Origin of the sequence: Chromobacterium fluminis (genome assembly GCF_011602385.1) — a bacterium.
In the GTDB taxonomy this organism is placed as follows: Bacteria; Pseudomonadota; Gammaproteobacteria; order Burkholderiales; family Chromobacteriaceae; genus Chromobacterium; species Chromobacterium fluminis.
Map to the genome: position 1 here is coordinate 155,756 of NZ_JAAOMA010000005.1, position 12,620 is coordinate 168,375.

10 protein-coding genes are annotated in these 12,620 nt (G+C 62.0%); 7 read left to right on the forward strand and 3 right to left on the reverse strand.

Annotation, left to right across the window (positions count from 1 at the left end; all coding sequences use genetic code 11):
• The first annotated feature begins 3 nt into the window (after positions 1-3).
• Both HA052_RS05895 and HA052_RS05900 read left to right on the forward strand, forming a co-directional pair.
• Positions 4-780: an exodeoxyribonuclease III gene (locus HA052_RS05895; RefSeq protein ID WP_166451193.1), complete on the forward strand. Its 777-nt coding sequence runs from the start codon at positions 4-6 to the stop codon at positions 778-780.
• Entirely contained in the window at positions 780-1,373 is a 594-nt protein-coding gene (locus HA052_RS05900) for an RBBP9/YdeN family alpha/beta hydrolase (protein WP_166451194.1), read from the forward strand. Before HA052_RS05895 ends, HA052_RS05900 begins: the two co-directional genes overlap by 1 nt.
• Positions 1,374-1,375: 2 nt before the next feature.
• Here HA052_RS05900 and HA052_RS05905 read toward each other — a convergent pair whose 3' ends face one another.
• The gene (locus HA052_RS05905) at positions 1,376-2,212 is read right to left on the reverse strand and encodes a sulfurtransferase (RefSeq protein ID WP_166451195.1); all 837 of its coding nucleotides are present in this window, start codon (positions 2,210-2,212) and stop codon (positions 1,376-1,378) included.
• Positions 2,213-2,337: 125 nt separating this feature from the next.
• Entirely contained in the window at positions 2,338-3,003 is a 666-nt protein-coding gene (locus tag HA052_RS28130; protein ID WP_166451196.1) for an HIT domain-containing protein, read from the reverse strand.
• Positions 3,004-3,182: 179 nt separating this feature from the next.
• On the opposite strand from HA052_RS28130, the gene paeA reads away from it, so the two are divergent.
• The 3 genes from paeA to HA052_RS05925 all read left to right on the forward strand — a co-directional run bounded on the left by paeA (position 3,183) and on the right by HA052_RS05925 (position 7,015).
• Positions 3,183-4,481 carry a polyamine export protein PaeA gene (gene paeA, locus HA052_RS05915; RefSeq protein ID WP_240937278.1) on the forward strand — a complete coding sequence of 433 codons (1,299 nt, stop codon included), beginning with the start codon at positions 3,183-3,185 and terminating at the stop codon, positions 4,479-4,481.
• A 135-nt stretch (positions 4,482-4,616) separates the two neighbouring features.
• Complete coding sequence (locus tag HA052_RS05920) at positions 4,617-4,874, forward strand: hypothetical protein (protein WP_081546838.1); 258 nt, start codon at positions 4,617-4,619, stop codon at positions 4,872-4,874.
• A gap of 530 nt (positions 4,875-5,404) precedes the next feature.
• Positions 5,405-7,015, forward strand: coding sequence for a glycosyl hydrolase family 18 protein (locus HA052_RS05925; RefSeq protein WP_166451197.1), 1,611 nt, complete (start codon positions 5,405-5,407; stop codon positions 7,013-7,015).
• A 98-nt stretch (positions 7,016-7,113) separates the two neighbouring features.
• Here the strand turns inward: HA052_RS05925 and HA052_RS05930 are convergent, their stop codons facing one another.
• Positions 7,114-10,965 carry a DUF3683 domain-containing protein gene (locus HA052_RS05930; protein WP_166451198.1) on the reverse strand — a complete coding sequence of 1,284 codons (3,852 nt, stop codon included), beginning with the start codon at positions 10,963-10,965 and terminating at the stop codon, positions 7,114-7,116.
• Positions 10,966-11,271: 306 nt separating this feature from the next.
• On the opposite strand from HA052_RS05930, the gene HA052_RS05935 reads away from it, so the two are divergent.
• Both HA052_RS05935 and HA052_RS05940 read left to right on the forward strand, forming a co-directional pair.
• Positions 11,272-11,874, forward strand: coding sequence for a LemA family protein (locus HA052_RS05935; protein WP_141111203.1), 603 nt, complete (start codon positions 11,272-11,274; stop codon positions 11,872-11,874).
• A 1-nt stretch (position 11,875) separates the two neighbouring features.
• On the forward strand, positions 11,876-12,620 hold a 745-nt coding region (locus HA052_RS05940), incomplete at its 3' end, for a TPM domain-containing protein (RefSeq protein WP_166451199.1).

The following is a 12,620-nucleotide window of genomic DNA, read 5'->3' on the forward strand; positions in this document are numbered from 1 at the left end:
CTCTTGCTTCGAATCGTTTCCGCCAATTTGAACGGCATCCGCTCCGCCGATAAAAAAGGTTTCTTCAACTGGTTGGCCGGCATAGACGCCGACTTCGTCTGCGTGCAGGAACTGAAGGCCCAGGCGGCGGACCTGTCCGAACGCATGCGACAGCCGGACGGGATGACCGGTTATTTCCACTATGCGGAAAAGAAAGGTTATAGCGGCGTGGGTCTATACACCCGCCATCAGCCGGACGCGGTGGTGGAAGGGCTGGGTGTTGACTGGATCGACGCCGAAGGCCGCTTTCTGCAACTGGATTTCGGCAATCTCAGCGTAATTTCGCTGTATCTGCCCTCAGGCTCCAGTAGCGACGAGCGCCAGCAAGTGAAGTTCGATTTTCTGGACGTGTTCATGCCGCATCTGGAAACGCTGCGCGCGGCCGGCCGCGACATCGTGATCTGCGGCGACTGGAACATCGCCCACAACGAGATCGATCTGAAAAACTGGAAGGGCAATCTGAAGAACTCCGGCTTCCTGCCGGAAGAACGCGCCTGGATGACGGACTTGCTGGGCCGCGTGGGCTGGTGCGACGCGTGGCGCCGTCTGTATCCGGACACGCCGGGCTACACCTGGTGGAGCAACCGCGGCCAGGCTTACGCCAAGGACGTGGGCTGGCGCATCGATTACCACATTGTGACGCCGTCGTTGATGGCGTTGGCGCGCAGCGCCTCGGTATACAAGGACGAGAAGTTTTCCGACCATGCGCCGCTGATCGTCGATTACGAGCGGAGCCTGTGATGTTGGACGAGGACGACGTCACCTTGATCACGGTGCCGGGTTGGGGCAATTCCGGCGCCGAGCACTGGCAGACCAGCTGGGAGCGCTGCTATCCGTTGGCGCGCCGGGTGGAGCAGGAAGATTGGCTGTACCCGGAATGCGAGGCCTGGGTGGCCGGTATCCGGCGCACGCTGGAGCAGGTGCCGGGCCGCTGGATGCTGGCGGCGCACAGCTTGGGCTGCCATGCGGCGGCGGCCTGGCTGCGGACCTTGTCCCTGCGCGAACAGAAGCGCTTGCAAGGGCTGTTGCTGGTGGCGCCGCCGGCCTTGCCCATCAGCGAGGCGCGGGCGCGCGCCAGCGGTGAACTGCCGGACGACGCGCCCTTGCCTGCGTTCTCCGGCTTCAGCGCGCCCACCCTGCGCTTGCCCGCTCCAGCCTTGCTGGTGGCCAGCCGCGACGACCTGTTCTGCGACATGGCCGAAGCCGAAGCGATGGCGCAAGCCTGGGGCTGTCCCTTGGTCGACGCCGGCGCCCATGGACATCTGGGCAGCGCCGCGCGCCTTGGGCATTGGCGCTTCGGCCAGGATTTGCTGCAGGAACTGATGCTGGCTTGAGTCTAGCGCGCTACCGGCCGCGTTGGATCGCTGCTCCACTCGCTCCAGGAGCCGGGGTAGAGCCGGGCGCCTTCGAAACCGGCGTGACGCATCGCCAGCAGGTTGTGGCAGGCGGTGACGCCGGAGCCGCATTGATGAACGATGCGCGTCGGATCGACGTCGCCAAGCACGGCCAGCCACTCGGCGCGTAGTTGCTCCGCTGGCTTGAAGCGGTTGTCGGCGTCGACGTTGTGCATGAAGAAGCGGTTGGCCGCGCCGGGGATATGGCCGCCCACGGGGTCCAGTGTTTCGCCTTCACCGCGGTAGCGTTCGGCGGAGCGGGCGTCCACCACGGTGAAAGCCGGCTGATCGATATTGGCCAGCACGGCGGAGGCGTCGACGGTGTCTTCAAGCGCTGGCTTGATCGAGAAACGGCAGGGGCGGCGTTCCGCGGCCTGGTCGTCCAGGGCGTAGCCTGCCTGGGTCCAGGCCTGGATGCCGCCATCCAGCACCGCAACCGCGGGATGTCCCAGCCAGCGCAGCAACCACCAGGCGCGGGCCGCGTATTGCCCGGCGGCATCGTCGTAAGCGACGACCTGGGTGTCCGGCGTGATGCCGATTGCGCCAAAGTCCACTGCCAAGCGGCTGCCGTCGGGCAAGGGGTGACGACCATTGTCGCCGGTCTTGCTGCCGGAAAGGTGGTACTCCAGGTTCAGGTAATGCGCGTTTGGCAGATGGCCGGTTTCATAGACGGTCAAGCCATAATCGGGCTGTTCCAGCCGGAAGCGGCAATCCAGAATCACAAGGCGGTCGGTCGGCAGAGCCGCCAGTTGTTCCGCGAAGATCAAGGTTTGGTGCATGGCATTCCTCTTTCAGATTGGGGAGTTGGGGCCGCTGGTCCGGCGCTTGCCGAATTCGCAGCGTAATGGGCGGGGTTGAACGTCTTGATCCGGGCCTTTACGATGCGGAAGATGGCAAGCGGGCCTCAGCGCAGGAATTCGGCTTGATAAAGGCGCGGACAGGGCCGTTGCCGGTAGCTGCCGGGCTCCAGGCGCAAGGTTTCCACATGTTCGGCGCCATCCAGGCTGCCGTGGCGCAGGGCCAGCCAGTGACGTCCATCGGCGTCAATGCCGTCGACAGGCCAAGCCAGGCCGGATTCCGCGAAGAAGCGGTAGCAGGCCAGATCGGCGCCTTCGAGTCCGTCCGGAACCTGATCGACCTGTATCTGATAGTCCAGCCAGCAATGGGTCTGGGCGGAGGCGAGCTGCCGGCGCAATTGCTCCGCCAACTGCGGCCAAGCGCGCGAGGCGCCTTGGCGGCGGGCGGCGGCCCAGATCGGTGCGGGGAAGTGAGCGTCGTCGGCGAAGCGGGGGATCACGTGCCAATGCAGGTGCGGCACCATATTGCCGAGGCTGGCGAGGTTGATCTTGTCGGCTTGCGTGCAGCGCAGCAGCGCGGCTTCGACGTAATGGACCCAATCCAACAGGTGCAAACGGTCGCAGGCGGACAGGTCTGTCATTTCCTTGATGTGGGCCTTCCAGATCACCCGGCAGAAGCCGGGATAGCCCTCCTCGTCCACTAGTAAGACTTTGAGGCGGTCGTCTTCGTGCAATACTTGGCCGGACGGGCTCCGGCACAATTCACAATCCATGATGGCGGCCTTTTGAAATGCGGGAACCTTATTGTAACGGTTGCCGCGGGCTTCGGCTAAACCCCGGTTCGCTGCTATCATTACAAAAATTATGATTTGAACTATTTATCATGCCTTCTGCCGTATGCCGTCGCCTGTGCGGTGTTCAGGCGCTGCGGCGGGCAAAAATGGAGAGCTTGATGACGGATATGATGATTATTCTGGCGCTGATCCTGGCCAGCGCCTTTTTCTCTGTGTCGGAGATATCGCTGGCGGCTTCGCGCAAGATCCGTTTGCGTCAGATGTTGGACGAGGGCAACGCCAACGCCGGGAAAGTCTTGGCTTTGCAGGAGCATCCGGGCCATTTCTTCACCGTGGTGCAGATCGGTATCAATGCGGTGGCCATTCTCGGCGGCATTGTCGGCGAGGCCGCGTTCACGCCTTTTTTCGCCCGGGTGCTGGGCTTTTTCCTGTCTCCCGAGCTGGCGCAGAGCCTGGGTTTTCTGGCGTCCTTCCTGCTGGTGACCAGCCTGTTTATCCTGTTCGCTGACTTGACGCCCAAGCGCGTGGGCATGGTGGCGGCGGAGTCTGTGGCGGTTCGCATCGTGCGGCCGATGCTGTTCATGGTGCTGCTGTTCAAGCCGCTGGTGTGGTTGTTCAATGAAATGTCCGGCGTGTTGCTGCGCTTGGTGGGCATGCCCACCAGCCAACGCGACGAAATCACCAGCGACGATATCTCGGCGATGATGGACGCCGGTGCCGAAGCCGGCGTGCTGCACCGGCAGGAGCATCAGGTGATCGAGAATGTATTCGAGCTGGAGAGCCGGCTGGTGCCGTCGTCGATGACGCCGCGCGAGGGCATTATCTACTTCATGCTGGACGAGCTGGAGGACAGCATCAAGCAGAAAGTGGCCGAACAGCCGCATTCCAAGTTTCTGGTCTGCGACAACGGCATCGACAATGTGGTTGGCTATGTCGATTCCAAGGACTTGCTGCGGCGGGTGTTGGCGGGGCGCGCGATTTCCTTGAAGGAGCCCGGCTTGTTGAAAACGGTGTTGATGATTCCAGACTCCTTGACCTTGTCGGAGTCCTTGGACCAGTTCAAAGGCACCCGAGAGGACTTCGCCGTCATTCTGAACGAATATGGCTTTGTGGTGGGCTTGATCACGCTGAACGATGTGATGTCCACGGTAATGGGAGATCTGGTGGGCCAGGGGCAGGAGGAGCAGATCGTCAAGCGCGACGAGAACTCCTGGCTGGTGGACGGCATCACTCCGGTAGAGGATGTGCTGCGGGTGCTGGAGATCGACGAACTGCCGGACGACCAGAATTACGAGACGGTGGCGGGTTTCATGATGTATATGCTGCGCAAGATTCCGCGGCGCACCGATTGCGTGCAATACGCCGGTTACAAGTTCGAGGTGGTGGATATCGACAATCACAAGATCGACCAGATCCTGGTGACGCGGGTGGTGCCCAAGGAGCCGACGCAGGTTTGAGGTTTTTGTACGATCGGTTACATGATTTAACACAGGCCTCACAGACTGCGGCGAGGCGGCTTGCATATGATGAATACAAGGATGCGCCAGGACGGTGCCCTGACAACCGCTAAGTCGCAGATTTGGAGAAACACCATGAAAAAGATCGTCGCACTGATCCTGGCTTCCGTACTCGGCCTGACTTCCGCCGCCACCTTCGCCGCCGACGCTTCCGCTCCGGCCGCCAAGGCCGCCGCCCCGGCACACGCCAAGAAGCATCACGCCAAGAAACACCATCACAAGAAGCACGCCAAGAAAGCGGCTTCCGCTCCGGCCGCGCAAAAAGCCCAGGCCGCCAAGAAACACGTTAAGAAGCAGCACCACAAAAAAGCGCACGTGAAAAAAGCGGCTTGATTCTGCGGCTACAGGCAGGGTATCGGGAGGAGGCCACGGCCTCCTCTTTACGTTTCCGAAGCGTGGCGGGTTTCCCGTTCTGCATGATATTTAAAACATAATGGTTATGTAGTGGCATGGTTTTATAAAGCCAATATGGCTGTGCTGCTGTTTCTGTCTCAAATTGCCAACAGGCATATCCCTCTTGTCCGCCTTCCCTTCTCTGCGCGGAAACGCTGCTCTCACTGTTCTCCTCTCAATCTGTTTTTTGGTGGTTAATGCCACTATTTCCGTCAAAATTCGCTCAAATTCAGCTTTGTTTCCATTCTTTGAAGCTCACGGGGCCGCCAGTGACGTAAGGCAATCCTTTTGACCTGTTTTAACTGTTATTAAGGACAGGTTGGTGAAATTTGGGTTGGCAGTCATGGAGTGATTGCTCGAATCTGATACCACTGTAATACCACATGTCCGAACTAAAACGCCGGCTTGCGGTGCTGCAGCGGGGACAGCATGACGCTGCCGTGATCACTGACAGAATTGAGGAGGTCCGAATGTCGAAACTTTCGTTGACGTTGTCGGCGCTGTTTGGAGGGGCTGGCTTGTTGTTGAGCAGCGCGGCGGTGTTCGCCGCGCCGGCCTGCAGTGCGTGGAGCAATGCGCAGACCTATAACGGCGGCGATTACGCCTTGTACGCCAACAAGACCTGGCGCGCCAAGTGGTGGACGCAGAACAATCAGCCGGGGGCGGATCAATGGGGGCCGTGGGAAGAGCGGCCGGCAGCCGAATGCACGCCGGGCGGCGGCGATCCGGGACCGGGTCCGGGCACCGGCGTGCCGCCGGAACCCACGCCGACGGTGGGCCGCCATGTTGGTTCCTATTTTGCGCAATGGAGCATTTACGGCCGTAATTACAAGCTACGCAATCTGGTGGACGCCGGCGGCGACAAGAAGTTGACCTTCCTGAATTACGCCTTCGGCAATGTCTACGCCGACGGCAAGTGCGGCATGGTGACCCGCGCGGAGAACGGCAACGGCGACGGCGGCGACGCTTGGGCCGATTACCAGAAATCCTTCGGCGCCAACGAGTCGGTGGACGGCAAGGCCGATGCCTGGAGCGACCCGCTGCGCGGCAACTTCAACCAATTGCGCAAGTTGAAGCTGGCCAACCCCTCGCTGAAAGTGTTGATTTCATTGGGTGGCTGGACCTGGTCCAAGAATTTCGGCAAATTTGCCGCCACCGACGCCGGCCGTAAGACCATGGTCGCGTCCTGCATCGATCTGTACCTGAAAGGCAATCTGCCGGTGGGCGAGAATGCCGGCGGCGCCGGCGCGGCCAAGGGGGTGTTCGACGGCATCGACATCGACTGGGAATACCCGGGCGGCGGCGGTCTGCCAAGCAATAGCGTGGACCCTAACGACAAACAGAACTTCACCTTGCTGATGGCGGAATTCCGCAGCCAGCTGGACGCCTTGACCTCGCAGAATAAGCGTCGATACTACCTGACCGCGGCCATTGGCTCCGGCGTCGATAAAATCCGCCAGACCGAGCCGGCCAAGTACGCGGCCTATATGGACTGGATCAATGTGATGACCTACGACTTCAATGGCGGCTGGGACGCCAAGGGACCGACCAACTTCCAGTCCAATTTGTTCCGCGATCCGGCCGCCCCGGTGACCGGAGATCGCGTTTACTACAACGTGGACGACTCGATCCAGACCCTGGTCAAGGCCGGCGTGCCCAAGGTCAAACTGAACGTAGGCATCCCATTCTATGGACGCGGCTGGGCCGGCGTGGCCGCCGGACCCAAGGCCGACGGCTTGTACCAAGTGGCCACCGGTGCGGGCAAAGGCACGTACGAAGCCGGCATTGAGGACTACAAAGTGCTGAAAACCCGCTCCGCCAAACAGTTTGTGCACCCGGTGAGCAAGCAGCTGTGGACTTACGACGGCAACGAGTTCTGGAGCTATGACGATCCGGCCACCATCCGCACCAAGCTGGACTATGTGCGTCAGCAGCAGCTGGGCGGGGTGTTCAGCTGGTCCTTGGACGGCGACGACGCCCAGGGCACCTTGCTGAAGGCCACCAGTGAAGTGCGTCAGGACGCCGCCGCGGCCAAGAAGAAGGCGGCGGCCAAGGCCTCGGCCACGTCGCCGCTGAAGTAAGCCGCCTTACCCATAGACACCGCCGGGCATGCCCGGCGGTTTTTGTTTAAGCGTGTGTTTACGATCTCACTCTTGCCCGTGAGGTCGTAAACAGGCTATTACAACAGCACGCGCTCGATGCCGCCGTCGCGCGCTTGCTCCACGTACTGCTTCAACCAGTTCGGGCCCAGCACATGCTTGGCGATTTCCACCACGATGTAGTCGGCCTCGGTGCCGGTGTCCGGGCTGTAGCGCGACAGGCCTTGCAGGCAGGACGGGCAGGAGGTCAGGATCTTCACCGCTTGGGCCGGTTTGGCGCCGCCGGTCAGGGCTTGCAGATTCTTGTTGATTTCCTCTTCCTTGCGCGAACGCACCTGGGTGGCGATGTCCGGCCGGCTGGCGGCGAAGGTGCCGGATTCGCCGCAGCAGCGGTCCGATAGCGCCACGCCGCCGCCCAGCAGTTCATTGACCACCTTCATCGGCTGGTAGGCCTTCATCGGCGTATGGCAGGGGTCGTGGTACAGGTATTGTTGTCCGCCGACGTCGTCCAGCTTGACGCCTTTTTCCATCAAGTACTCGTGGATGTCGATAATGCGGCAGCCGGGGAAGATGTCCTCGAAGCGGTATTGCGACAACTGGTCGTAGCAAGTGCCGCAGCTGACCACCACGGTCTTGATGTCCAGATAATTCAGCGTGGTGGCCACGCGGTGGAACAACACCCGGTTCTCGGTGGTGATGGCGTCGCCCTTGTCCTGATAGCCGGCGCTGGTCTGCGGATAGCCGCAGCACAAATAGCCGGGCGGCAACACCGTCTGCGCGCCGACATGCCACAGCATGGCTTGGGTGGCGAGGCCGACCTGGCTGAACAGGCGCTCCGAGCCGCAGCCGGGGAAATAGAATACCGCTTCCGCGTCTTCCGAGAGCTTGGGATTGCGGATGATGGGCACGATGCTGGCGTCTTCCACGTCCAGCAGCGCCCGCGCGGTTTTCTTGGGCAGGCCGCCGGGCATGGGCTTGTTGATGAAGTGGATCACCTGTTCCTTGACTGGCGCTTTGCCGACGGTGGCCGGCGGTTGCCGGGTCTGGGAACCTATCAGCCCCAGGCGCTTGCCCACTGCGTTGCCCAGCCGCTGCGCCTTGTAGGCGACGCCAACCAAGCCTGTGCGTAGCGCTTTAATAGTGGCCGGGTCCTTGGCGGTGAGAAAAGCCATGCCGACGGCGGTGCCGGGATTGAAGCTTTTATTGCCGGTCTTGCGCAGGAAGTTACGCATCGCCACCGAAACGTCGCCGAAGTCGATCTTGACCGGGCAGGGTTTGACGCAGCGGTGGCAGACGGTGCAATGGTCGGCCACGTCGGACAGCTCTTCGAAGTGTTTGAGGCTGACGCCGCGACGGGTCTGTTCTTCGTAGAGGAAGGCCTCGGTCAGCAGGCCGACGCCGAGGATCTTGTTGCGGGGCGAGTACAGCAGATTGGCGCGCGGCACATGGGTGGAGCACACCGGCTTGCACTTGCCGCAGCGCAGGCAGTCCTTGATCGAATCGCTGATGGCGCCGATGTCGGATTGTTCCAGAATCAGCGACTCCGCGCCCAGCAAGGAGAAGGACGGGGTGTAGGCCATGGCCAGATCTGCGCCGGGCAGCAGCTTGCCGCGGTTGAAGTGGCCGTTGGGGTCCACCTGCTGTTTGTAGGCGCGGAAGGGGGCGATTTCCTCCTCGCTGAGGAATTCCAGCTTGGTGATGCCGATGCCGTGCTCGCCGGAAATCACGCCGCCCAGTGCGCGCGCCAGCGCCATGATGCGTTCCACCGCCTTGTGCGCGGTTTGCAGCATCTCGTAGTCGTCGGAGTTGACTGGCAGGTTGGTGTGGACGTTGCCGTCTCCGGCGTGCATGTGCAGGGCGACGAAGACGCGGCTGCGCAGCACTTTTTGCTGGATGGCGCGGATGGCGGCGAGGATGGGGCCGTCGGTGTTGCCGGAGAACAGTTGCTCCAGCTCGGCCTGCATTTCGCGCTTCCAGCTGACACGTACGACCATATCGCGCAGTGCGTGGAACACGGTGTCTGGAGCGGCTGCGGCGTCTTCCAGCGGCGCATGCGGCCAGCGTTCGCGGTATTCGTGAAAGGGTCGGTCAAGGTGTTCCAACAGCCATTGCCAGCGGTCGCGGGTGATGGCGAGCTGGGACAGCGCCGAGGCGCGGCGGTCGCCGATCAGCTCTTCCGACGGCAGATTGGTGTCCAGCTTGTCCACGGGCAGCCGGCCGTGAAAATATTCGGTCAGGGTGTCGAGCAGGCGCAGCTTGTTCTGGATCGATAATTCAATGTTGATGCGCTCGATGCCGTCGCTGTAGTCGCCCAGGCGCGGCAGCGGGATCACCACGTCTTCGTTGATCTTGAAGGCGTTGGTGTGCTTGGCGATGGCGGCGGTGCGGCTGCGATCCAGCCAGAAGCGCTTGCGCGTTTCCGGGGTGATGGCGATGAAGCCCTCGCCGTGGCGCGCGTTGGCCAGCCGAACCACTTGGCTGGCGGCCTCCGCCGCCGCGTCCTCGTGGTCCGATACGAGGTCCGCAATCAACACCATTTTGGGCCGGCCCTTGCTTTTGGCCTTGGTCACATAGGACACCGCGCGCACATAGCGCCAGTCCAGGTGTTCGAGGCCGGCCAGCTGTACGCCGGCCGCCAGCGCGGCGCCGCCGGGCTTGAACAAATCGGTGATTTCGACGATGGCCGGCGTGGCTTCGGCTACGGTGCCGAAGAATTCGAGGCAGACGGTGCGAATATGCTTGGGCATGCGATGCAGCACGAAGCGCGCGCTGGTGATGATGCCGTCGCAGCCTTCTTTTTGCACGCCGGGCAGGCCGGCCAGGAATTTGTCGGTGACGTCCTTGCCCAGGCCTACTTTGCGGAAGGCGCTGCCCGGGATGTCCAACTGGCGACTAGACAGGATAGTCTGACCGTCGTCCTTGAGCTGGCTGATACGGAAGCGGGCGATGTCGACGTCGTGGATCTTGCCGTAGTTGTGGCCCAGGCGCTCGATGAATTGCCATTGGCCGTCGGCATCCACCATTTTCCAGCTGGCGAGGTTGTCTAGGGTGGTGCCCCACAGCACGGCTTTCTTGCCGCCGGCGTTCATCGCGATATTGCCGCCGATACAGGAGGCTTCCGCCGAGGTGGGGTCCACCGCGAACACCAGGCCGGAGGCCGCCGCGGCCTCGGCGACACGGGCGGTGACCACGCCGGCGCCGCACTGTATGGTGGCGTGCCGGCCGTCCAGGCCGGGCAGTTCGATCTGTTCGACGTCGAGGTGGCGATCCAGCTTCTCGGTGTTGATCACCGCGCTCATGCGGTCCAGCGGCACTGCGCCGCCGGTGTAGCCGGTGCCGCCGCCGCGCGGGATGATGGTCAGGCCCTGCTCGATACAGGCGCGCACCAGCGGGGCGATTTCAGCCTCGTTGTCCGGACTCAGCACCACAAACGGATATTCGACCCGCCAGTCCGTGGCGTCGGTAACGTGGGCGACGCGGGACAGGCCATCGAACTGGATGTTGTCGCGGCGGGTGAGCCGGGACAGCTTCTTGAGAATCTTGGCGCGCAGCTCGCGGGTGTCTTCGAACTGTTCCGCGAAGCGCTCGACGGCGGCGCGCGCCGCCGTCAGCATTTTGCCCACCTTGTCATTGCCCTCGCGGCGTTTCTCCACCTCGGCCAGCCGGTGGCGCATCGCGTCCACCAAGGCCGCCAGCCGCTTGGGGTTGTCCAGCAGGTCGTCGACCAGATAGGGGTTGCGGTCCACCACCCAGATATCGCCCAAGACCTCGAACAGCATGCGGGCGGAGCGGCCGGTCTTGCGTTCGGCGCGCAGCTCCTCCAGCAGTTTCCACATCGGCGCGCCCAGCAGGCGGATGAAAATCTCGCGGTCGGAATACGAGGTGTAGTTGTACGGGATCTCCCGCACACGGGCTTGGGTGGTGGTGGTCATTGTCCGTGCAGCTGTCATTATTGGAAAAACGTCCACCAGTGTAGCCCAATTGTTGCGTTGCGAAAAACCCGCATTCACTAGGGATTTCCCTCTTTACTTCAAGATATTGGCGCGGATTGTATATTGTTGGGCAAGGAGGAGGGCGCCGGTCTTGGCGGCTTGGGCGCGCAGGGGAAGGAATGGTGTGCGCTATTCCATTTTCAGGGCGAAAGCTGCTGATTTTATGCTTTTTATGGGTAAACTGAGGCCTGAACGCGCCGCGCTCATCGGGATGGCGCGGCCACGACGGGAATGGAGAATGTGATGATGTGGAAGAAGTGGGCTATGGCCTTGCTGCTGGCGGCGTCGCTGAGCGGCTGCGGTTACAACGCGATGCAGACTCAGGACGAGGCGGCCAACGCGGCCTGGTCCGAAGTCATCAATCAATACCAGCGACGCGCGGATCTGATTCCCAATCTGGTCAAGACGGTGCAAGGCTATGCCAAACATGAGAAAGAAGTGTTGACCCAAGTGACCGCCGCGCGGGCGAGGGTGGGCAGCATCCAGGTGGATCCATCGATGGCGACGGATGAGAAAAAGCTCAATGACTTCGCCGCGGCGCAGAACCAGCTGGGATCGGCGCTGTCCCGCTTGCTGGTGGTGTCTGAGAACTATCCGCAGCTGAAGGCGGATCAATCCTTCCGCGATCTGCAGGCGCAGCTGGAGGGCACCGAAAACCGCATCGCGCTGGCGCGCAAGCGCTACATCGATTCGGTGCAGGCGTACAACAGCACGGTGCGCACCTTTCCCAATAATCTGACCGCGATGATGTTCAGTCTGAAGACCCGGCCGAATTTCACAGTGGAGAACGAGAAGGCCATCTCAGCCGCGCCTCAGGTCAACTTCGGCGAGCCGGAGGCGAGTAAATAAGATGATGGCGCTATGGCGTTGCTTGGGCTTCGTGCTGCTGCTGTGTGGGCACTTGGCGCGAGCGGAGTTGGCGGTGCCGCCGCCCAGTTCTCCGGTGGTGGACCTTGCCGGCTTCTTATCGGTGGATGAGCGAGGGCAATTGGAACAGCAATTGCTGGCGTTTCATCAGCGCAAGGGCAGCCAGCTGGCGGTGTTGATCGTGCCATCGGTGGAGCCGGAGACGCCGTTTGATTACGGCACCCGGGTGATGGACGCTTGGAAGTTGGGCCGCAAGGGGATAGACGACGGGGTGTTGTTGCTGATCGTCGCGGACCAGCGCAAGAGCCAACTGCTGGTGGGGCGCGGCCTGGAGGGGGCGATTCCCGATATTTACGCCAAGCGCATCCTGCAGGATACGCTGCGTCCGCTGTTTAAACAGGGGCTGCGCTTCCAGGGCATCCAGGCGGCGCTTGCTCAGTTGGAGGGCCTGATAGACGGTGAGAAACTGCCGTCGCCGCCGGCCCAGACACAGCAGCAGCAAGGCTGGGAGGATAGCTGGCCGGCGTTGGCGTTCGCGGTCTTGTTCGGCGCCGGCGTGCTTAGCCGTCTGTTCGGACGGCTGATCGGCAGTTTCATTATGGGCTGTCTAGGCATTGTCGCGGCCTTGCTGTTGGGCGCCGGCGTCTTGTTCGCCTTGCTGGCCGGCGCGGTGGCGGCGCTGCTTTGCCTGGTGATCGGCTCCCATGGCGTGTCGTTCGGTGGCGGAG

Coding starts and splice junctions, on each gene's coding strand:
- HA052_RS05900 (WP_166451194.1), top strand. CDS start 780: ATGTTGGACGAGGACGACGTCACCTTGATCACGGTGCCGGGTTGGGGC.
- HA052_RS05905 (WP_166451195.1), bottom strand. CDS start 2,212: ATGCACCAAACCTTGATCTTCGCGGAACAACTGGCGGCTCTGCCGACC.
- HA052_RS28130 (WP_166451196.1), bottom strand. CDS start 3,003: ATGGATTGTGAATTGTGCCGGAGCCCGTCCGGCCAAGTATTGCACGAA.
- paeA (WP_240937278.1), top strand. CDS start 3,183: ATGACGGATATGATGATTATTCTGGCGCTGATCCTGGCCAGCGCCTTT.
- HA052_RS05920 (WP_081546838.1), top strand. CDS start 4,617: ATGAAAAAGATCGTCGCACTGATCCTGGCTTCCGTACTCGGCCTGACT.
- HA052_RS05925 (WP_166451197.1), top strand. CDS start 5,405: ATGTCGAAACTTTCGTTGACGTTGTCGGCGCTGTTTGGAGGGGCTGGC.
- HA052_RS05930 (WP_166451198.1), bottom strand. CDS start 10,965: ATGACCACCACCACCCAAGCCCGTGTGCGGGAGATCCCGTACAACTAC.
- HA052_RS05935 (WP_141111203.1), top strand. CDS start 11,272: ATGTGGAAGAAGTGGGCTATGGCCTTGCTGCTGGCGGCGTCGCTGAGC.